At 68.4% G+C, this 21208-nt stretch carries 18 protein-coding genes; 12 read left to right on the plus strand and 6 right to left on the minus strand.

The genetic code is table 11. From position 1 onward, the window contains the following. Positions 1-4: 4 nt before the first annotated feature. The 5 genes from ACTCB7_RS15410 to ACTCB7_RS15430 all read right to left on the minus strand — a co-directional run bounded on the left by ACTCB7_RS15410 (position 5) and on the right by ACTCB7_RS15430 (position 6170). Positions 5-1111 (minus strand): AbrB family transcriptional regulator, encoded by a 1107-nt coding sequence (locus ACTCB7_RS15410; RefSeq protein WP_463007387.1) that lies wholly within the window; start codon positions 1109-1111, stop codon positions 5-7. Beyond that, positions 1111-1677, minus strand: coding sequence for a hydrolase (locus tag ACTCB7_RS15415; RefSeq protein WP_463007388.1), 567 nt, complete (start codon positions 1675-1677; stop codon positions 1111-1113). Before ACTCB7_RS15415 ends, ACTCB7_RS15410 begins: the two co-directional genes overlap by 1 nt. A gap of 136 nt (positions 1678-1813) precedes the next feature. Beyond that, positions 1814-3781: a tripartite tricarboxylate transporter permease gene (locus tag ACTCB7_RS15420; RefSeq protein ID WP_463007389.1), complete on the minus strand. Its 1968-nt coding sequence runs from the start codon at positions 3779-3781 to the stop codon at positions 1814-1816. Positions 3782-3850: 69 nt separating this feature from the next. After that, a complete protein-coding gene (locus ACTCB7_RS15425) occupies positions 3851-4981 on the minus strand; it encodes a Bug family tripartite tricarboxylate transporter substrate binding protein (RefSeq protein WP_463007390.1) in 1131 nt (376 codons plus the stop codon). A gap of 55 nt (positions 4982-5036) precedes the next feature. Next, complete coding sequence (locus ACTCB7_RS15430; protein ID WP_463007391.1) at positions 5037-6170, minus strand: 4-oxalomesaconate tautomerase; 1134 nt, start codon at positions 6168-6170, stop codon at positions 5037-5039. 150 nt (positions 6171-6320) lie between these two features. Between ACTCB7_RS15430 and ACTCB7_RS15435 the strand changes: the two genes are divergently transcribed. Both ACTCB7_RS15435 and ACTCB7_RS15440 read left to right on the plus strand, forming a co-directional pair. Continuing rightward, complete coding sequence (locus tag ACTCB7_RS15435; protein ID WP_224414354.1) at positions 6321-7238, plus strand: LysR family transcriptional regulator; 918 nt, start codon at positions 6321-6323, stop codon at positions 7236-7238. A gap of 115 nt (positions 7239-7353) precedes the next feature. Continuing rightward, positions 7354-7695, plus strand: coding sequence for a zinc ribbon domain-containing protein YjdM (locus ACTCB7_RS15440; RefSeq protein WP_224414355.1), 342 nt, complete (start codon positions 7354-7356; stop codon positions 7693-7695). A gap of 30 nt (positions 7696-7725) precedes the next feature. Here ACTCB7_RS15440 and ACTCB7_RS15445 read toward each other — a convergent pair whose 3' ends face one another. Beyond that, a complete protein-coding gene (locus ACTCB7_RS15445) occupies positions 7726-9699 on the minus strand; it encodes a RecQ family ATP-dependent DNA helicase (RefSeq protein ID WP_463007392.1) in 1974 nt (657 codons plus the stop codon). Positions 9700-9767: 68 nt separating this feature from the next. Here ACTCB7_RS15445 and ACTCB7_RS15450 point away from each other — a divergent pair, with 68 nt between their 5' ends. The 10 genes from ACTCB7_RS15450 (at position 9768) to ACTCB7_RS15495 (ending at position 21195) form a co-directional block, all read left to right on the plus strand. After that, positions 9768-10346 (plus strand): endonuclease dU, encoded by a 579-nt coding sequence (locus ACTCB7_RS15450; protein WP_463007393.1) that lies wholly within the window; start codon positions 9768-9770, stop codon positions 10344-10346. 125 nt (positions 10347-10471) lie between these two features. Beyond that, positions 10472-11146 (plus strand): dienelactone hydrolase family protein, encoded by a 675-nt coding sequence (locus ACTCB7_RS15455; RefSeq protein WP_463007394.1) that lies wholly within the window; start codon positions 10472-10474, stop codon positions 11144-11146. A 262-nt stretch (positions 11147-11408) separates the two neighbouring features. Beyond that, positions 11409-15089 (plus strand): ATP-binding protein, encoded by a 3681-nt coding sequence (locus tag ACTCB7_RS15460; RefSeq protein ID WP_463007395.1) that lies wholly within the window; start codon positions 11409-11411, stop codon positions 15087-15089. A gap of 41 nt (positions 15090-15130) precedes the next feature. After that, positions 15131-15757 carry a condensin complex protein MksE gene (locus ACTCB7_RS15465; RefSeq protein ID WP_463007450.1) on the plus strand — a complete coding sequence of 209 codons (627 nt, stop codon included), beginning with the start codon at positions 15131-15133 and terminating at the stop codon, positions 15755-15757. Beyond that, the gene (locus ACTCB7_RS15470) at positions 15754-17013 is read left to right on the plus strand and encodes a hypothetical protein (protein ID WP_463007396.1); all 1260 of its coding nucleotides are present in this window, start codon (positions 15754-15756) and stop codon (positions 17011-17013) included. The genes ACTCB7_RS15465 and ACTCB7_RS15470 overlap by 4 nt, the downstream gene beginning before the upstream one ends. After that, positions 17010-17885 (plus strand): DUF7281 domain-containing protein, encoded by an 876-nt coding sequence (locus ACTCB7_RS15475; RefSeq protein WP_463007397.1) that lies wholly within the window; start codon positions 17010-17012, stop codon positions 17883-17885. Before ACTCB7_RS15470 ends, ACTCB7_RS15475 begins: the two co-directional genes overlap by 4 nt. Positions 17886-18057: 172 nt before the next feature. Further along, entirely contained in the window at positions 18058-18459 is a 402-nt protein-coding gene (locus ACTCB7_RS15480) for a group II truncated hemoglobin (RefSeq protein WP_463007398.1), read from the plus strand. 89 nt (positions 18460-18548) lie between these two features. Then, on the plus strand, positions 18549-19007 hold the full coding sequence (locus tag ACTCB7_RS15485; protein WP_463007399.1) for a MarR family winged helix-turn-helix transcriptional regulator: 459 nt from the start codon (positions 18549-18551) through the stop codon (positions 19005-19007). 51 nt (positions 19008-19058) lie between these two features. Then, positions 19059-20120, plus strand: a complete 1062-nt coding sequence (locus tag ACTCB7_RS15490) for an HlyD family secretion protein (protein ID WP_463007400.1) — start codon at positions 19059-19061, stop codon at positions 20118-20120. Then, on the plus strand, positions 20110-21195 hold the full coding sequence (locus ACTCB7_RS15495) for a DUF2955 domain-containing protein (protein ID WP_463007401.1): 1086 nt from the start codon (positions 20110-20112) through the stop codon (positions 21193-21195). Before ACTCB7_RS15490 ends, ACTCB7_RS15495 begins: the two co-directional genes overlap by 11 nt. The last annotated feature ends 13 nt before the right edge of the window (positions 21196-21208 follow it).

A 21208-nucleotide genomic window follows, 5' to 3' on the forward strand; every position in this document is an offset into this window, starting at 1 on the left:
CCCGTCAGGAGGTGTCGGGCCGGTGGCGTTTCGCCTGCCCGGCGATGAGCCGCGCGAGATGCGGCCCGAACAGCAGCACCAGCACGAAGCGGGCGAGCTGCATCGCCATCACGTAGGCCACATCGACATGGGTCGAGGCGGCGATGATCGCCACCGAGTCGGCGCCGCCCGGGCTGGTGGCGAGATAGGCGGTGAGCGGGTCGAGTCCGGCGAACACCACCAGCAGCGCGGCAAAACCGCCGCAGACCCCCACCAGGCAGAGAATCGAGACGAGCACGCCGGGCAGCGACTGGATGACGTGGGCGAGAATGGCGCGGTCGAAGCGCAGCCCGATGTTCCAGCCGACGAAGGCATAGCTGACGGCGAGCAGGGGCGAGGGAAGCTCTAGCGTCACCCCGGCGAGATCCTGCAGCAGTGTGGCGCCCACCAGCGTTACCAGCAGCGGGCCGGCCGGCAGACGCGCAACCTGGCCGACAACGGTGCCGACGACGATCATGCCCAGTGTCATCGCCAGGGCGGCCGGCTCCACCGCAGCGAACCACGCCCGGCCGGATGAGGCATTGCCGGCGCCTTCAGGCATGAAGAACGAGGCCACCAGCGAGGCGACGAGGGTGACGATCACCACGCGCAAATACTGCATGAAGGCGACCAGGCGCACGTCGGCGCCGAAGGATTCGGCCATTAATACCATGGCGGTGGCCGCGCCCGGTGCCGCGCCCCAGATGGCGGTAGTGCCCGGCAGTACCTGCCAGCGTGCCAGCAGCCAGCCGAGCAGGCTGCTGGCGGCAATTACCGCCACCACCGCCAGTCCGAAGGTCGGCCAGTGACGGCCGATCTCGTGCAGGATCGGCAGGGTGATGCTCTGGGCGATCAGGCAGCCGATGCTCGCCTGGGCGAGCAGAAACGGCCGACGGGGCACGCGTACGCTCGCCCGCCCCACGGCGACCAGCACTGCGGCCGCCATCGGCCCCAGCAGCAGCCCGGCGGGAACCTGAAGGCCCACCAGTGCGGCGCCGAACAGCACCGAAAGCAACACCAGGATCAGCCACTGTGCGGCGAGGCCGCGAGTGGCCAGATCGAATGGCGCGGCTTGCCGGGCCTCGTTTGGCATCAGGCCAGCGCCAGGTCGGCGCTTTGCACCACCCGCGACAGGCGCGGCAGGATCCGGGTCATCGCCATCTCGTGCAGCTCGCGAGAGGGGCCGGCACAGGCGTCCTCGACCACCACCACATCGTAGCCGCGCTCCCAGGCCTGGCGGGCCGTGGACTCGACGCCGAAGTTGGTGGCGATGCCGCCCAGGACCACGGTGGTGATACCGCGGCGGCGCAGTTGCAGGTCCAGCTCGGTGCCGAAGAAGGCCCCCCACTGGCGCTTGAGGATCTCCAGATCCCCGGCCTTGACCAGGCCGTCGACGAACTGGCTCCAGTCGTCGGGCAACCCGCCTTCCGGTTGCGGGATCGGCTGGTCAACATTGCGCGGCGGTGCGTCAGCGAAATCCGCCGACCAGGCGACACGCACCTGAACCACCGGCGCGCCGGCGTCGCGGAAGCGGTCGGCCAATCCTTTCGACTGGCTGACCACTACCTCGCCGCTGCGCGGTTCCAGTGGCATGCCGACGATGCCGCGCTGCAGATCGATGAGAACGAGGGCCGTGGTGCGGGGGGCGAGTTCGGGCATGGGGCACCTGAAGCAAGTGAGCGGAAATCGTGTGCCAAATAGTGTAAACCCTTCGCAGGATAATTGTTGGCTCGGTAGAGGGGAGAGCGAGTGCGGCCGCCGCCCGCGATGGCGGGCGGTGGCCTGTCAGGTGAGCTCAGCTGAACAGCCAGGGATCGAGGAATCCGCTGGGATAGGTCAGCGTCAGGAAGTGCGCCATGCCGACCAGGAAGGCAACCACGCCGGCGGCCATGCCCGCCGCCGTCCACAGCTTGAGCCGGGCGATACCCAGCAGGAATGCCAGGCAGAACAGTGCCGCCGTGCTGATGAAACCCAGGCCGAGGATGGTCGCGATCAGCGCGCAGAAGCCCGCCAGCCAGATCAGCTCTTCCCGGCAGGCCTGCTCTTGCCATTGCGGTCGGCGAAGGACGTAGCGCGCCGTCTCGGCGAGACAGCCCACCGCCATGATGGCGATAGCCAGCTTGGGAAACACGCTGCCCAGCAGCGAGAGGCCGGCGACATCGCTCCAGGCGAACGCGGCCAGGCCCAGCAACCCTGCCAGCAACAGAACGTCCACCGCACCGAACGTGGGCCGTGTCCGATCGGCCGGGGTCGCTGCTTCGCTGTCGGTGGTGTCGCCATCCCCCCTTGCCTGGCGGCGTTTCAGCCACAGCGCCTTGAGGGCGGGGATGAACAGTACCGCCAGGATCAGCGCACCGATGATCATCACGCCGGGGCGGACGAACGCGGCGCTGCCCTGGAACTGGACCGCCTGATAGAAGTAGGTCTCGGCACCCGGTGCCAGGACGAAGCCGATCAGGAAAGCCGGGCGTGACCAGTTGGCCTTCTTGAACAGCACGCCGATGGCACCGACGGCGGCCAGTGCGATCAGGTCGCCGGTGGCCCGGGTCGCCTGGTAGGCGGCGAACAGGATGAGCACGGTGATCAGCGGGGCGAGAATGGTGAAGCGGACGCGGGTGAGGCTGGCGACCGGGCCGGCCAGCCCCAGGCAGAGACCGGCGCCGAGGATGTTGGCCAGCGCCAGCGACCAGATGATGGTGTAGGTCAGGTCGAGGTGGGTCTCGATCATGCCGATGCCCGGCTGCAGCCCGAGCAGGAGCAGGCCGCCGAGGAACACCGCCGCGCTGCCCGAGCCGGGGACGCCGAACAGCAGCGTGGGCACCATCGCGCCGCAGGCGCAGGCGTTATTGGCCGACTCGGGAGCGATCACGCCGCGGATGTCGCCGCGGCCGAACTCGCTCTTGTCCTTGGCGCTCTGCACGGCGTGGCCGTAGGTCATCCAGTCGACGACCGAGCCGGCCAGCCCCGGAATGGTCCCGATCAGGCTGCCGAACCCCGCGCAGCGTGCCACCAGGCCGCGTTCGCGCCGCACGTCACGAAAGCCCTGACGCCAGCCCTCGCCGAGCCGACAGGGTTCGCTGGCGATGGCGCCGCGCTGGACCAGCAGGTCGATGATCTCGGGCAGGGCGAAGATGCCCAGGCCCACCACGACCAGCGGCAGGCCGTCATAGAGGTAGTCGAGGCCGAAGTTCAGGCGAAACTCGCCGGTGGCTGGAGCCATGCCCATGCCGCCGACCAGCAGGCCCAGTCCGCAGGCGGCGAGCCCCTTGAACAGGTCGCGCCCCGAAAGCACGGCGACCATCGACAGACCCAGCAGCGTCAGCATGAACAGTTCCGACGAGGAGAACGCCAGCACCAGCGGCCGGGCAATGAGAATGAAACCGGTCAGGACTGCAGCGCCGATCAGGCCGCCGATCATCGATGACAGGAAGGCACTGGAAAGCGCCCGGGCCGCCTGCCCGCGCTTGGCCAGCGAGAACCCGTCGATCACCGTGGCCTGCGAGGCACTGGAACCGGGGATGCCGAGCAGCACCGAGGCGAAGGTGTCGCCGGTGGGGATTACCGCCACCAGTCCCATCAGCATGCCCAGTGCCACCGAGGGTTCCATGCCGTACAGGAAGGGCAGCAGCAGCGACATGCCGGCGATACCGCCGAGGCCGGGAATGATGCCGACCACCAGGCCGACACTGACCCCGAGCATCATGTAGAGAAGATGGGAGAGGGTGAAGACCTGTCCCAGACTGGAGAGAAGGATGTCGAGCATGGCGTGGTTCTTCGCGTTGTCGTGTCGGAATCGGGCCGGCCCCGGCGCGTTGCGACGGGGCCGGAGAGATCAGCGCGTGGCCAGGTGGACGTCGAACTTGTCCGCCAGCCAGGTGATCAGCCACTGGCGCGTCTCGTCCTTGATCGCCATGGCATCCCGGAGGTGCCTGGAGACCGTCTCGCCGACGATCGGCGTGTAGGGACCGAGCTGGGCGGCCGCTTCCTCCTTGAACTGGTCGGTCTTGATGAACTCGCGAGCCGCCTGCCGGTAGGTCTCGACGAGGGGCTCGGGGGTGTCGACCGGGACCATCACCAGCTTCTGCAGGGCGTAGCCGGAGGCGAAGAACTTGCGGTAGGCCTCGTAGGCGTTGCCCGACGGTGCCTTGCCCCGGGTCTGTTGGTAGATCTCGTTGAAGGTCGGCAGATCCGGGAAGGTCGGGTCGCGCACGATGTTGCCGTCGTCGTCGAGCACGCCGAGGCTGAACAGCGGGATCGCCTTGCCGTCGTCGACCAGCGGCTGGACGTTGCTCAGGTAGGCGGAGGTGGTCTGGAAGTCGATGTTCGCCTCGCCACGCTCGAAGGCCAGGCGACCTTCACCGCGGCTGCGCATGCCGAATACCGGATTGATGTCGACGCCCAGCATCTCGAGGGCGATCAGCACCGGCAGCTCGACCCCGGTGGGGGACTGCGCGGCCAGCTTGACCGGCTGCTTCAACAGGGCCTTAAGGGCGCTGTCGGCGTCCTTGCCCATCTCGGGCGAGGCGTAGACCACCCCGCCGGTCGGGGTGGCGAGGATCGGCTTCCAGTCGGCGTAGTCGTAGCGCACCCGCGGGTCGCCGAGCATGGCCGGGTACTGGGTCGAGGCCGACGTGCCCAGCCACTGGCTGCCGTCGGACCTGGCGCGGACCGCGAACAGGTTGGCACCGTTGATCGAGCCGCCACCGGGCACGTTGTCGATCATGACGGTCGGCTTGCCGGGCAGGTAGTCGCTGAACCAGGGCGCGAAGAAGCGTGCCCAGACATCGGTGCCGCCACCCACCCCGAAGGGGATGGTCCACTTGATGGTATCGGGGACGTCGGGGTCCGCGGCGTTCGCCGTCGCGGGAAGGACCAGCGGGCTCAGGCCGGCGCACAGCAGGCCGAGGCCGGCGGCGCGCTTCAGACGGGTGGCGAGAGTCTGTCGGGATTTCAAGGGGCGCATGGCGTGACTCCTTGTTGTTGTGTCGCTCTTTGGGATTCGTCGGATGGACTACGATCTAGCCGGCCCTGGCCGTCATGGCAGCGGCCGGCCGGTGATCGGGCGTGGTGCCGGGATAATACAGCGTGCCGGCCATGATCTTGCGGGCGGTGCGGACCAGCGAGACCCGGGCGACGTCATGCGGGTCCTGCCCGCGGTGCTCGACATCGAGATCGATGTAGCCCGAGGGGTGCTCGAGGCGCACGTGCGCCAGTGACTCGCCGTCGGTCAGCCGGCCCGCCGCGGTGGCAATACGGTTGGCGACGGTCCCCGGAACGCTGATCGCCGTTGCCAGGGCGATGGCACCGGTCACGGCGAGCGCCTTGTGGCAGCGGTGCGGCACGAAGTAGCGGGCGCGCAGCGTCGCCTCGGTGGTGCCGGGGGCCGACAGCAGAACCGGCTTGGGCAGCACGCCGTGGCTGACGTCGCCGAGCCCCATGCGCCGCCCGGCTTCGCGGCGGATGGCCTCGAGGCGGGCGAGCATGGGGCCGTTGGCGTCGAGTTCGGCGGGCGTTTCGTCGCCTGTCAGGCCGAAGGCCTCGGCGGCGATCAACAGGGTCGGGGTCGCGGCGTCGAGGCAGGTCACCTCGATGCCGTCGATGATCTCCCGCGCCTGGCCGGTGGGCAGCAGGGCGCCGGTCTTGGTGCCCACCACATCGAGAAAGCTGAGCTGGATACCCGCGGCGCTCCCCGGCACGCCGCTGATGCGGGTGTCGCCTTCGTAATCCACCTGGCGTCCCGGCGTGGGGACGTGGCATTCGATGAGGCGTTGCGTGTTGAGGTTGCAAACCCGCACCACGGTGATGCCGTCTCGCGGCTCGACCAGCCCGGTCTCGATGGCGTAGGGGCCGACCGCCGAGAGCATGTTGCCGCAGTTGGGGTTGAAGTCGACGCGGCGCCCGGGGCCGTCGACCTGGGCGAACAGGTAGTCGACGTCGGCGTCGGGATGGTCGGAACGTTCGACGATCGCCACCTTGCTGGTCAACGGATCGCTGCCGCCGATGCCGTCGATCTGCAGGGCATGGCCGGCGCCCATCAGGTTGAGCAGTGTCTCCGTGCGCGCCTCCGGCGATTCGGGCAGGTCGCTCATGCGCAGGAACGGGCCCTTGGAGGTGCCGCCACGCATGATGATGCAAGGGATGCTGTGGATCATTGCCGTTTCACTTTCCGTGCCAGAACTCATGAAACGAGCATGTCACCGCTGTTTTGATGCCTCAAATGCAAATAAAGATAACTACTAATGTTTAAAGCACATTAATGTGATAAGTTGTTCAATGGCTCAATTCCAATGCAAGAATCGTCCATGTTACATCGCATCGAGTTTCTCGACCTGCAGGCCTTCGTCCAGGTCGCCGAGCTGGGCAGCTTTCACGAGGCGGCACAGCGGCTCCACCTGTCACAACCTGCGCTGTCGCGGCGCATCCAGAAGCTCGAGGAGGCGCTCGAAGTGACGTTGCTCGAGCGTACCACCCGGCGTACCTGGCTGACGGCGATCGGCACCGACTTCCTGCCGCGGGCCCGCCGGATGATCGACGACTATGAATCGTCTATCCTCGGCATCCGCGAACTGGCGACGCACCAGAAGGGCACCCTGACCATCGCCTGCCTGCCCACGGCGGCATTCTATTTCCTGCCCAGCGTGATCCGCCGGTTCAACGAGGCGTGGCCGGGGATCCGCATCCGGATTCTCGATGTCAGTGCCAACGAGGGCCTGGAACGGGTGGTCAACGGCGAGGCGGATTTCGGCATCAACATGATCAGCCCGCAGCTGCCCGAGGTCTCCTTCACGCCGCTGTTGCGTGACCCGTTCGTGCTGGCGCTGCGCTCCGATCACCCGCTGACTGCCAAGGAGACGATCACCTGGGCCGACCTGGAGGCGGTGAAGATGATCACCGTCAGCCGCGACAGCGGCAATCGCACCCTGCTGGACAACGTGCTGTCGTCGGAGGGCATTCGCCTCAACGGTTTCTACGAGGTCCAGCATCTTTCCACGTCGCTCGGGCTGGTGGAGTCCGGGCTGGGGGTCGCCATCCTGCCCCGGTTGACCATGCCGGGTGCCGACCATGACACGCTGTGCTCGCGTCCCCTGCCCGAACCGCGCATCGAGCGCACCATCGGCCTGATTCAGCGCAACGATCACCATCTCTCGAGTACCGCCGAGCTGTTCATCGAGACGCTGCTGGCGCTGTGGGGCGACGAAGTCGGGCCGGGGCACGGATGATCGGGCGGGGTACCCGGCAAATGCGCGTCGGTCGGCACGGTGGACGGAAGCCAGGTTGGGCAATGCGTCGCGACCGATTACACTGCGCGCTCATCTCTGTTATCGGACATCGTTCATGAGCCAGTTGCCTCCCTGCCCGCAGTGCGGATCGGAATTCACCTACCAGGATCAGGACCTGCTGATCTGCCCGGAATGCGCCCACGAGTGGGTCGCCGATGGGGCGGTCGAGACTGATGACGACACGCCGGTGGTCAGCGACGCCCACGGCAATCTCCTGCAGGACGGTGACACCATCACCGTGGTCAAGGACCTCAAGATCAAGGGGTCGTCGTCGGTCGTGAAGGTGGGCACCAAGGTCAAGAACATCCGCCTGGTGGACGGCGACCACAACATCGACTGCAAGATCGACGGCATCGGCGCGATGAAGCTCAAGTCGGAGTTCGTCAAGAAGGTATAACCCGCCGGGCGATGGGGCGCCCGGGCCGCTTCAGCGGCTTTCGCGGGCGGTCAGGTGCCGCGCGACCCAGCCACGCACTTCTCCATAGGGATAGCCCTCCAGCGCCGCGAAGCCCGGCAGCCGGCGCGCCTTGAGCCGGGTCAGGCGCGGCGTGGTCAGCCCGCACAGGAAGCGGGTGACGAGTTCGCGGCCCGCCGGATCGCCCTCGTCGGCGGCGCGCTCGATCAGCTCGCCGGCAAGCTCGGCGACATTCCGCTCGGCCAGGGGCTGCGGTGCCGGCGGTTCGGGCAGTCGCGCCACGCGCCCGGCGCACACCGAACAGTGGCCGCAGCGATGAGGCGCACGGTCGTCGCCGAAATGCTCGGCCAGGCGGCGGCTCAGGCAGGTCTCGCTCTCGAAGAATGCCAGCATGGCGTGGATGCGCGCGATCTCGGCGGCCTCCCTGGTGTGGAAGTCGGCGTGCAGCTCGGCGGTCAGCCGCGCGGGATCGATGTCGCTTTGCAGGACCTCGTAGACCTCGGTCATCTGGCGGGTCTCGAGGCGGATCCAGCCCTGGTCGTGGAAGTAGTCCAGGGCGGCGATCACCCGAGCGCGGCGGGTGTCCAGGCCGCGTTCCCGGCCCTCTCGATGCAGGGCCTCGAAGTCCAGCCGGCACCAGGTCCGGGCGCGCTCGGCGGTGGCGATGATGGCCGTCACGAAGTCGCGGCGCTCGCCGGCGAAGCGCGCCACCAGGTCCTCGGGCTCGATCCGGTACTGGAAGCGGTACTCGGCGAAGTAGGCATAGCGCGGGGCGATCACGCCGCGCATCTCGAGCTGCACCAGCAGCGTCTTGAGCGGCAGGGGGCGGATGTCGCTGCGCTGCGAGAGGCGGTTGAGGATCAGTTCCCAGTGATTGCCCTCGCGCTCGCCGAGGATCGCCTCGATCACCGTGCGGATGCCCGCCGGTTCCGGCGTGTCGCCGTAGACGAAGTTCTCCAGCACCCGCAGGTTGTCGCCGCCGGCCAGCACCAGGCAGTCGGAGGGCGCGCCGTCGCGGCCGGCACGGCCGATCTCCTGACTGTAGTTCTCCAGCGACTTGGGCGGGTCGAAGTGCACCACGTTGCGGATGTCGCGCTTGTCGATGCCCATGCCGAAGGCGATGGTGGCGACGATCACGCCGACGTCGCCGGCCATGAAGTCGCGCTGGAGGCGCTCGCGGGTCTCGGCGTCGAGGCCGGCGTGATAGGCGACGGCGTCGAGCCCGGCCTGGCGCAGGTAGCCGGCCACCCGCTCGGCGGTGTGCTGCAGGGTGACGTAGACGATGCTCGATTGCGGCGTGTCGCCTGCCAGTCGCGGGCGCAGCCAGTCGCGCAGATAGCGCAGCCTGGCCTCGGCGGCCAGCGGCTCGACCAGCAGGTTGAGATTGGGCCGATAGAAGCCGGTGGTGGTGACGTCGTCGTCGGCGATGGCGAAGCGCCGCGCCATGTCGTCGATCACCCGCGGCGTGGCGGTGGCGGTGAGCAGCAGCGTCTGGGGGATGGCGAACTCGCGCTGGTAGTCGGGCAGCTTGAGGTAGTCGGGGCGGAAGTTGTGCCCCCATTCGCTGATGCAGTGGGCCTCGTCGACCACCAGCAGCGAGACCGGCACCTTCCTGAGAAAGGTGCGAAAGCGTTCGTTCTTGAGGCGTTCCACCGAGATCATCAGGATGCGGATCTCGCCGCGCTTCACGCCCTCCATCACCGCCGCCGTCTGCTCGCGACTCTGGCCGGAGTCGATGCTCGCCGCGGGGATGCCGTGGCGCTCGAGAAACGCCAGCTGGTCCTGCATCAGCGCCAGCAGCGGCGAGACCACCAGCGTCAGGTGCGGCAGGTGCAACGCCGGCAGCTGGTAGCACAGCGACTTGCCGGAGCCGGTGGGGAAGATCGCCGCCGCCGAGCGCCCGGCCGTCACCGCCTCGATCACCGGTCGCTGGCCGGGGCGGAACTCGCTGTAGCCGAAGACGTTCTGCAGGGTCTGCTCGATCATGACCACTCCTGAAGGGGAAGGCGGCGGGGGCTATGCTGGGAACGGCATTCGTCACCCGAGGGGCTTCGATGACCGCTCGCCAGCCGCGCCCATTCTCGCACATCGTCGGCTTCGACGATTGTCCCTTCGCGCGCGACCATCGCGGCCTGGTGACCGTGATCGGTGCGGTGTACTCGGGCAGCCGACTGGCCGGCGTGGTCTCGGGGCGTGTCGAGCGCGACGGCCTCGACGCCACCCGCGAGCTGCTGCGCCTGACGGGCGGGACGCGCTTCGCCCCGCACCTGCAGCTGATCCTGCTGCAGGGCGTGGCGCTGGCCGGCTTCAACGTCGTCGATGCGGTGCGCCTGCATCGTCTCTCGGGGCTGCCGGTGCTGGTGGTCGCCCGTCATGCGCCGCGCCCCGAGGCGCTTCGCGAGGCCCTGCTTGCGCACATTCCCGGCGGTTCGCAAAAGTGGGCGCGCATCGCCCGGCTGGGGCCGATGGAACCGCTGGCCGGCGTGTACGTCCAGCGCCAGGGCCTGAGCCGTGACGAGGCCGAGCGGGTGATCCGCGCCACCGCGCTCGAGGGGCGGATTCCCGAGCCGCTGCGTGCCGCGCATCTGATCGCCGGCGGCATCGCCCGTGGCGAGAGTCGGGGGCGTACCTGAGCATCGCGGGTGGCTGTCGAGCCGACGCACTGGAGCGAAGCGTCGGGGCCTTCCTACACTCAAGCAAGGCTGCGTGATCCCGGAAATCCCGCTTTTGCCGCCGTGTGCGGCGAGGAGGTCGACCCATGGTGTTTTCGCCCCGGAGCGTCACCCTCGAGGCTGCCGGCGTCGAGTTGAAAGGGGACCTGATCGTTCCCGAGGGGGCCACCGGCATCGTGGTGTTCGCCCACGGCAGTGGCAGCAGCCGTTTCAGCACCCGCAACCGTCAGGTAGCCGAGTATCTCGCCTCGCAAGGCCTGGCCACGCTGCTCTTCGATCTGCTTACGCCGGACGAGAACGTCATCGACGAGCGCACCCGCGAGCTGCGTTTCGACATTCCGCTGATCGGGCGGCGCATGACCGGCGCGGTGGACTGGGTCGCCCAGGCCGAGGCGACCCGTGAACTCGCCATCGGCCTGTTCGGTGCCAGTACCGGCGCGGCGGCGGCACTGATCGCCGCCGCCGAACGCCCGCAGGCGGTGAAGGCGGTGGTCTCGCGCGGGGGCCGGGTGGATCTTGCCGACGAGGCGCTGGCGCGGGTCGTGGCACCCACGCTGTTGCTGGTCGGTGGGCGCGATCATCCGGTGATCAATCTCAACGAGCAGGCACGAGAGCGGATGACCGCCCCTTGCGAACTGATCACTGTGCACGGTGCCACCCACCTGTTCGAGGAGCCGGGCAAGCTCGAGGAAGTCCAGCGGCTGGCCGGGTTGTGGTTCCTCGAGCATCTCGATCCGCAGCGCGCGACGACGCTGCTTTGATGCAGGGCGCTACCCCAATGAGGCCAGTCGATTCCCGGATGCAGCGCTAGGAAGGAGCGCTCCTGAGCGTGTGGCTGGCGTATCGTTCGGCCAGCTTCGCGAAGGGCCGTGTCGTGGCCTGCGCGGCGGTTGGGGCTGGGCCTCGGCTGTCAGCTGTAAAGTGCGACTTATTATCATTGATCCCTGGAACACAGCCTTGATGGTCGATCAACCGGAGATAGAATGACCTTTCCAACCGAGAGCTAACCATCAAGGATGCCGCATGGCTCAGCTGTTACGAATCGTGATGATCCACGGTCATCTCGAGGGGGTGGTCGAACTGGATGTCGACGGCCACACCAACATCTGCGGCACCAATGCGTCGGGCAAGACGACCCTGCAGCGCCTGGTGCCGGTCTTTTACGGGGAGCTGCCCAACCGGGTGGTGCCCAAGACTCGGCGCAAGTTCGATGCCTTCTACCTGCCGCATCGCAACAGCTACCTGGTCTACGAATATCGCCGCGAGGAGGGCGACGTTTGCCAGGCGGTACTCACCCGCAAGAGCGAGGGCGGCGTGGAGTATCGCTTCGTCGGCGCGCCCTATCGCCCCGAGGACTACCTGGTCGAGACCGAAGCTGGGGTGGTCGCTATCGACTATGCCCAGTGGCATCAGGGGCTGCGCCGGCAGGGCACCCCGGTGTCGCAGAAGCTCGGCGCCACCTCGGAATATCGTGCGGTGATCCAGAACGATTTCACCCAGCACGGCAGCGGCGGGGGACGTCGCGAGGGTCTGAAACTGCGCCAGGTCGCCGCCCGCTTCAGCCTGGTGCGGCCCGGGCGGCGCATCCGCCACATGGAGAAGCTGGTCTCGGCGGTGCACGCCAAGGAGGGCAAGATGGACACCCTCAAGACCATGCTGGCGGCGATCTTCGAGGAAGACGGCGTCGAGCTGCCGATGACCCGCATCCGCAACACCAAGGCGCGGGAGTGGATCGCCCGCATGCGCCAGTCGATGCGCCTCGAGCCGCTGCAGAAGGCCCTGGCGGACCTGCAGCGCCAGGATCGCGAGATCGCCGCCCTGGAAGCCGGCCTGTGGCAGCTGCGTCCCCAGCTCGAGGCTGATCGTGCCCGGGCCGAGCGCGGCCGGGCCGATCTCGAAGCGCAGATCGGCGAGCGCCAGCGCGACTTCCAGGCCCGCGAGCAGGCCTACGAACAGGCGCGCCAGGACGTCAACGACCGCCTCAGCGAGATGGGCAGCGAGCTCGAGCAAACCCGCACCGAGCTTGATGATCTCCAGCGCCGCTTCGAGGCCTTCGAGGAGGCCGACATGCCCGGCCTGGAGCAGGACCTCAAGGCGCTGCCCCAGTGGCGCGAGCAGCAGCAGGGCCTGCGCGACCACCTCGAGTTCATGCAGCAGGCGGTGCAGGAGAGCAAGGTCCGTCTGGAAGCGCGTCTTGTCGAACTCGGTGATCAGCTCGAGCGCCGCCGCGACGAGCTCCAGGCCCGAATCGACGCCCTTGGCGAGGAGAAGGACGCCCGCCGCGAGAGTCAGCGCGAGGCCGAGAGTCGCCTCGACGCCGACTACCAGACCCGCCGCCAGGCGCTGGATAGCGACTACTGCGGGCGGCTCGAGCAGCTCACCGCGCGCCTCTCCGAGCTCAAGGCCGAGCTCGCCCACGGCACCCAGACCGAGGACGAGGCCCGCGAGGCCGAGCGGGCCCAGCTGCGCGTCGACGAGGCCCGCAGTGCCCAGGACGCCATTGCCGCCACCCTCGAGGCTCTGCGCGGCGAGCTCGACGGTCACAAGCGCGCCCGCGACGATGCCGAGCGCGAGCTCGACCGGGTCCGCCAGCAGCGCGCCCGGGCCGAGGCTCGCCTCGAGGCCTTGGAGGTGCAGCGCGATCCGGCCCAGGGCAGCCTGCGGCACTTCCTGCGCCATCACCGCCCCGGCTGGGAGCAGACCCTGGGCAAGGTGCTGGCGCCGGCGCTGCTCAAACGCCGCGACCTCGCCCCGCAGCTCAACGACGACGCCAGCGACGACCTCCACGGCCTGGCGCTCGACCTGGCCGCCATCGCGCTGCCGGACCATGCCCAGGACGAGGCCGGCCTGCAGGCCGAGATCGCCGCCGCCGAGCAGGCGCTGGGCGACGCACGGGCGGCGGAACAGGACGCCGAGAAGGCCCTCAGGACCGGGCACCAGAAGGTGCAGGAGGCCGACGCGCGTCTCGAGCGGGCCAGCGGCGAGAAGCGCCGCGCCGCCGAGGAGGTGGACTACGCCCTGCAGGCCCGCAGCCAGTGTCAGGTGCGTCATCAGCAGGCGCAGCAGGAACGTCAGGCGAGCCGCCGCCAAGCCCTCGAGGAGCAGGAGGCGGTGCAGCAGGCGCTGCGCGAGGAGCGCGACCAGGCGCTGGCGACGCTGGACGAGACCCACCGCGCCCAGCGCATGGAGCTTACCGCCGATCATCAGGGCCAGCTGGCCGGCGTCGATCGGCAGATCGAGCAGTATCGCCGCCAGCTCGGCGAGATCCGCGAAGACAATCGCCGCCAGCGCGAGGAGCTCGAGGCCGCCTTCGATCGTGAGCTGGCCGACCGCGGCGTCGACCCGGTCAAGGTCCGCGAGACACGGGCGAAGATCGAGGACCTGGGCCAGCGCATCCACGACACCGAGGCACGGCGCGACGAGCTCGACGCCTACGCCCGCTTCATGCGCCTTGACTGGGGCGAGCGCAAGCCGCGTCTGGTGGCGCGGGAAGCGGAGCTGAGCCAGGCCCAGCAGGCCGCCGAGCACGAGCGCAAGACGCTCAAGGACGCCTTCAACGCCGACCGGGCCGAGCATCGGTCGGCGGTGGGTGAAATCAAGACCCGCCGCGAGGCCGAGCAGGCGCTGATCGAGACCCTGGCGCCGCTGCTCGACACCCTGGAAGGACTGACCCTGGCGCCGGCCAGCGAGCCCCGCGGCGAGGCCCAGGGCGACGTCGACGAGCGCATCGAGCGCGCCCGCCATGCGCTCACCGAGCATGCCCGCGCGCTCGATGCACTGCGCCGAGGCTGCGAGAAGATCGAGGCCGACCTGATCAAGGGCGCCAGCGCCGACTTCCAGGATACCCTGGAGGCCGAGCGCGCCAAGCTCGAGGATACCGGTCCGCGCCGCCTGCTGGCGGTGCTCGCCGACATGCTGCAGCTGCTCGAGGGGCAACAGCAGCAGCTGCTGCAGGAAGGGCGCAATCTCGGCGACGATCTCGACAAGTTCTTCACCGTGTTCCGCGACCTCAACCGGCGCATCAACGCCCAGAGCCGGCGGCTCTCCGACGAGGTGGCCGACGACCTCAAGCTCGAGGGTATCGGCAAGGCCGAGGTGAAGATCCAGTCGACCATCGACGAGCTCGGCTTCTGGGAGCCGCTCAAGCGCTTCGCCCAGCGCTACCGTGAGTGGCGTGATGGCGGCCGCACGCTGCCGGACGATGACTACCTCGACGCCCTGGGCGACGTGGTGGAGCTGTTGCGCAGCGATCAGCAGTACAGCGTCGAGAGCCTGCTGCGCCTGGAGCTGCACCTCAACGAGGGCGGCGCGGACCTGGTGATCAAGAACGACCGCCAGCTGCTCGAGTCCTCCAGCCACGGCATGGCCTACCTGATCCTGTGCAAGTTCCTGCTGGCCTTTACCCGGCTGCTGCGCGGCCCGGCCGAGGTCGCCGTGCACTGGCCCATCGACGAGATCGGCACTCTGGCGTACCACAACGTCGAGAAGCTGTTCGACGCCTGCGACAACAACCGCATCCATATCGTCGGCGCCTTCCCCAATCCGGAGTCGGATGTGCTGATGCTGTTCCAGCACCGCTATCTGATCGACCGCGACGAGGCCGTGCCCAACAAGCGCCGGCTCAAGCGCATCGAGCCGCGCCTGAGCCGCCTGGCCCAGCGCCTGCAGGACCGCGAGAACGACCGTCAGGAGACATCGGCATGAGCGAGGACATGATGTCAGGGTATTCGATCGCAGAGCGGCCCATGGTGGAGCTGGGCCCGCTGCTCGAACGTCTGCTGGCCGGCGATTTCATCTGCGCGGTCAGTGACGACACGGCCTTCCGCCGCCTGCAGGACGAGGCGACCCGCGAGCGCCTCGACGCCTACCTGCGCCCGCTCAACCGTCGCCTGGCGAGCAACGAGGAGGGCAGCGTCTATTTTCTGGCCTGGCGTCATCTGGACGAGGGCGCCCGCGACCAGCTTTCCCGCCAGCTGGCGGAGACCGTCGGCAGCCTGCTGCCGATGCTCGAATGGCTGCAGCTGGTGCAGGAGGCGCTCGGCCGCGACGGCCCGGTGTCACCCGGGGGCGTGCTCAAGCCCGCCGACTTCAGCTCGCGCTGCGAGGACAACCAGGGGCTGCGCGAGCGCCTCGAGCGCCTGGCCACCGACCCGTTCTTCGGCTCCCAGAGCGAGCAGCTCGACGCCCAGATCAAGCAGGTCTTCAAGCGCCTGCGCGAGCGCGGCTACCTGAGCCAGCCCCACGCCGACCGCCAGTACTTCGTCGCCACCGCCAAGATCGACTACCTGATCGAGCTGGTGCGCTTCATCCGAGACGAGGAACAGCTGCCCGTCGACGACCAGGCCCCGGAGGCCCAGGAGCGGCTGCTGTGAGCGCGAGCGACGCCGACATCCTGGACAACCGCCTGCTCGGCACTGGCGCTGAGCGCCTGGCGTTGCTCGGCAAGCATGCCGAGGCGCTGATGGCCGGCTATGTGCGCGACGAGGTGCCGCTGGAGAACCTGAGCACCACCGCGCTGAACCGGCTGCTGTCGGCGCGCATCCTGTGGCGGCCCGACGAGCAGGCCGGGGTGAAGCTCTCGCCCAAGGTCCGCGAGCTGATCGCCGAGATGTTGGCTGACGAGACCCGCCGCCACGTCAACGCCGACGTGGCCGAGACCCTGGAGCTGATGCGCGGCCTGGTGCAGAGCTACCGCGAGGCCCGCGACGGCGCCGAGTACTGGCGCCAGGAACAGCAGCTGCTGCACCTGCGCCAGGCGGTGGACGACCTCGACGGCCGCTTCGCCGACGCCATCGACAGCCTGTGGCGTCGCCTCAACAGCGACTTCGGCTTCGTCAGCCGGCTGGCCGACAAGATCCGGGAGAACGACCGCGCCCAGAAGCAGATCGTGCGCCTGCTCGACGGCCTGGCGCTGATCGACTTCGACGAGCTGATCGACCTGGTGGGCGCCGACGGGGCGCTGCGCAAGCTGCTGGTCAGCCAGCTCCAGCATCGCCTGAGCCAGCACTACACCAGCCTGCGCGAGGTGCAGCGGCGGCTGATCGAGCTGATGGCGCGCTTCCGCCAGCAGCAGTCGCGCAGCCGCCTGGTGGCGGGCATGGCCGCCTTCCTGCGCGAGCATCCCGGCTTCGTGCCCGGCAACTACGCCCGGCGCAGCGAGGTGCCGGCACTGGTCAACCGTGCCGCGCCGCTGACCGCTGCCGGCGCGGTGGCGCTCGATCATGCCCCGGACGCCCGGGTCGTCACCGAGCTGCTCCATGACCTGCCACGGCCTACCGCGGCGCCGGAGCCCGTCGTCGCCGCCGTGGCCGTCGAGCGTCAGGAGGACTCGATGGTCACCGCCCGCCAGCAGGCGCTGAGGGAAGACGTCGAACGCTTCTATCTGTCGGTGGTCGAGGGTGACGGCGCGTCGCAGAGCGCGCTCGAGTATCTCGAGGCAGGCGAGCTCGAGTGGGGCGAGGAGATCTGGCTGTTCCAGGTGCTGGCCGAGTTCCAGGGCCTGCCCCGGCGCGAGCAGGCCGCCTTCCGGCTGCGCCAGCACGAGAGTCGGGCGGCCGCCTTCAACGACGTGCGGTTGATTCACGACGTCAGCCTCCAGCTTGCCCCCGCGCGACAGGGCAGCGCATGACCACGCTCTCGGAGGCGGCGCGGCGGGTGCTGCGCGATGCGGCGGACAAGCTGCGTCGCGCGCCTCACGTCGACAAGCCCCGCGGCGCTGCGGTCACGGAGATCGTCGCCTGGTGCCGGGCCTGGGACATCGAGCCCGGGGCGCGCCTGAATCGTGTCCGGCTGCGACTCGATCGCGAGCTGCTGGAGGGCATCGACGCCGAGCTCGAGGTACAGGGGCAGCCGCCGCTGGCGTCCGAGCTGAGCGGGCTGACCACCGCCGAGCAGGCCGAGCATGGCCATCAGGAAGCGAAGAGCGTGCGCGAGGCGCCGCGGGAATCGCGGGTGCTGGTCAGCCTGCCGGCCCGAGCGTCCTGGCCGGGCATCGCCGGCGGCGAGCGGGAGTGTCTGGATGTCGACTGGCATGCCATCACGCCTGCCGTCTTTGATGTGCTGTTGCAGGTCGAGAATCTCGACAGCTTTTACGCTTTCACGACCGAGATCCCGGCGCTGTCGGCGTATCAACGGCCGCTGATCGTCTATCGCGGCGATCGCCACTACGGTGGCGGCTTCGCCCGCCTGGCCGAGGCCTGGGCGGCGACCGGGCGGCCACATGGCTACGCCGGCGACTTCGACCTCAAGGGGCTCGATATCGCGTTGGCCAGCGGCGCGACCGAGCTGCTGTTGCCGTCGCTGGCATGGCTCAGGCACCACGCGACAACTGCTCATGTGCCGGAGGGCCAGGAGCCCTATCGGGAGCGGCTGCGGCGGCATCGCGCTACGCTGCCCGAGACCCACCCGCTGCGTGGCTATCTGGCGTTGCTGCTTGACGAGCAGCGCGGCCTGAAGCAGCAGTGGTTCTGTGAGCAACAGGAGTGGGTGCCGTTTTATTGATACCTTTTTGTGCGCGATATCTTTCAGCACAGAGACAGGTTTCTCGTTAGCGGCTGCAGGATCATCGAAAGGCAGCAAGCCGGCGTCGGTCGTGGCCGCCACGCTGGTCGGACAAGGCCTCGATAGGGATCAATGCTGATGACTGACGAGATGGCAGGGGGAGGGGAGTGAAATGACAGTCTATGGTCTGGGAGACAGCACGCTACAGGCGCTTGGCGGCGAAGCGGCGGTGATCGAACTGGTCGAGCGCTTCTATGCGGCGATGGAGCGCCTGCCCGGCCTGCCCGAGGCGCACACGATCCGCGCCTGGCACCCCGACGATCTCACTCAGTCGAAGGACAAGCTGGCGACCTTTCTGATCGGCTGGATGGGCGGACCCAGCCGCTACCGTGAGCGCTTCGGGCCGATTGCCATTCCTCGCGCTCACCACCACCTGCCGATCGGCCCCGCGGAGCGCGATGCGTGGCTGGCCTGCATGGCCACGGCCCTCGACGAGATGGCCGTGGAGCCGCAACTGCGTCGCTATCTACTGGAAAAGCTGCGCCATCCGGCGGAACTCTGTCGTAGCCACTGACGCAGCAGCGTAGCCATTGGCGAAGAAAACGTCGGCAAGGCGGTATGCGGTATTTCGTTAGCACACTAACATGTGATACGATGCTTCGCATGCAAACTAATGACCTGCCGAATGCCGATACCTCGCTGGGGATGCGCTTGGGGCACGTTCATCGCCTCTGGCGCACCGTCGTGGACCGCACCGTTGCCTCGTCGGGGTTGACCCAGCCGCGCTGGACGGCGCTGTTCATGCTGCGTCACCTGGGAGATGGCGCGACCCAGAAGCAGCTGGCCGACTCGCTGGGCATCGAACTGCCGTCACTGTCGCGGACGCTGGCCCAGATGGAGCGCCAGGGGCTGATCGAGCGGCGGACGCCGAGCGAGGATCGCCGCGTTCGTCAGGTCTTCTTCACGGCGGCGGGCCGCCGGGCGCTGGAGGAACTCGAGACGCGTGCCGACGAGGCGAGAGCCTTGCTGCTGGCAGGTCTGGAGCCGGCCGAGCGCGAGATCTTCCATCGTGTCCTGCGCCACATCGAGTCCAATGCGGCGCATTGGCTGTCCGGCCATTGAGTACCGCCGTTTCCCCACGCCCTTGTCGATCCATCTGTCAGAGAGAGAGCCATGACCCCGGAGCAGCGATTTGCCCGTTGGGTGCGTGCGGCGATTGTGCTGTTCGTCGTGCTGTTCGTCTATTTCGTGTTTGCCGATACCTACATGCCGGTCACGCCGCAGGCCCGCGTCCTGCGCGAGGTGACGCGGGTGGCGCCGCAGGTGAGCGGGCCGGTCGAGGCGGTCGCCGTCACCAACAATGCCGCGGTCAAACAGGGGCAGCTGCTGTTTCGCATCGACCCCGAGCCCTTCCGGATCGCCGTGGACAAGGCCCGGCTGGCGGTCGATCAGGCACGGCGTGAGAACGCCCAGCTGGATGCCGCCCTGGCCGAGGCGCGCGCCAACCTGGCCGAGCGCCGTGCCACGGCCGATGAACTGGCCGGCGAGCAGCAGCGGGTCGAGTCGCTGATCGCCCGCGGCAGCATCTCTCGTCAGCGCTACGACTCGGTTATGGCCGATGCGCGCGCCGCACGCTCGGCGGTGGCGGCCGCCGAGGCCAGGGTGCACTCGCTGGAGGTGCAGCGCGGCCGGCAGGGCGACGACAATCTGCGGGTGCGTCAGGCGCGCAATGCCCTGGCCGCCGCGACGCTCGACCTGCGGCGCACCCGCGTCACCGCTGCGCACGACGGCCGAGTCAGCAATCTTCAGCTGGACCCGGGGGACACGGTACACGCCGGCTCGCCGGTGCTGGTCAACATCGGTCGCAAGCTGGATATCATCGCCGACTTCCGCGAGAAGAGCCTGCGTCACGTCAAACCGGGGGATTCGGCCTGGATTGCGCTCGATGCCCGTCCGGGAGCGGTCTATCGGGCACGGGTGGTCTCCATTGATGCCGGGGTCCGCGACGGCCAGCTGGCGGCGGACGGCAATCTGGCATCGATTCCCGCCACTGATCGCTGGGTGCGGGACGCCCAGCGCATCCGTGTTCACCTGCGCCTCGATGCGCCTCTCGAGTCCCTGCCGCCCACCGGCGCGCGGGCCACGGTGCAGCTGGCCCCGCTCGACAGTGGCCTGAGCCGGGCGCTGGCCCGGGCGCAGATCACGCTGCTGAGCCTGCTCCACCATGTCTACTGAGGCGCCTCGCTGGCCGCTGCTGCGTGATGCCTGGCGGCTGCTGACCGGGCACCGCGACGGCGAGGGGCTCGATGAGAACGGGCTGCGCCAGTGCCTGAGAGTGGCCGGCGGCGGTGCCCTGGGCTTTCTGGTCAGCCAGCTGATGAACTGGAACTACGGGGTCTTCTTCACCGTGTTTCCGATGTTCCTGCTGGGGCTGGTGCCGGTGCTCAACGGCCATGTAGTGCGTCAGTTTCTGGGCAACGTGCTGGTCAACTGTGTCGAGGTCAGCCTGGTGGTGGGCCTGACCCGGCACATGCCGGTGGTGATGACGGGGCTGGTGTTTGCGCTGTTCTACACGCGTTTCCGGCTGATGGCTCGCGGTCCACTGTTTCTGTTCGGCGCCAACGGGGTGCTGACGCTGAGCATCCTGTTCCACTTCGCCAGCTATCCGTCGATCGATCTGGCCGACCTGCTGACCTGCAATCTGGTGGCCAGTGTGCTGGCGGTAGCGATCGCGGCGCTGATGTATGTGGTGTTTCCGGATCGCGAACCCCGCCGGCCCCCGCCGCGCCCGTCCAAGTCGGCCGCCCGGATCCGCCACGAAACCCTGATCGGCGCCGTCACCGCCACGCTGTCGTTCGTGATCTTCCAGGTCTTCGACCTGCGTGACTCGCTGTCCGCGCAGATGGCGACGGTGCTGATCCTGTTCTCGCTGGGCTACCCGGGGGCACGCTTGTCGGCCCGCAAGCGTGCGGTGGGCACACTGCTCGGCTGCAACCTGGCCCTGGCGAGCCAATTGCTGCTCTACACTCAGGCCCAGCATTTTTTGCTGGTGCTGGTGGTCTACTGGCTGGGACTGATGGTGTTCGCTCGGGTGCATGTGCTCGAGGGCGCGGGTTCGGGGGTCGGGTTCGGTGGCTTGACGACGCTGGGCATCCTGTTCGGCCAGTCGTTGTCGCCCAATCAGGATCTGATCTACAGCGCCCTGTATCGTTTCTCGTCGATGAGTGTGGCGCTGGTGGCGACGCTGGTGCTCATGGCGCTGCTGGATCGTCTGCTGAATGTCTGGGCACCGACCCGGGCCATCGAGTAGTCGCAAGGCAGGG

Source organism: Modicisalibacter sp. (assembly GCF_055145905.1).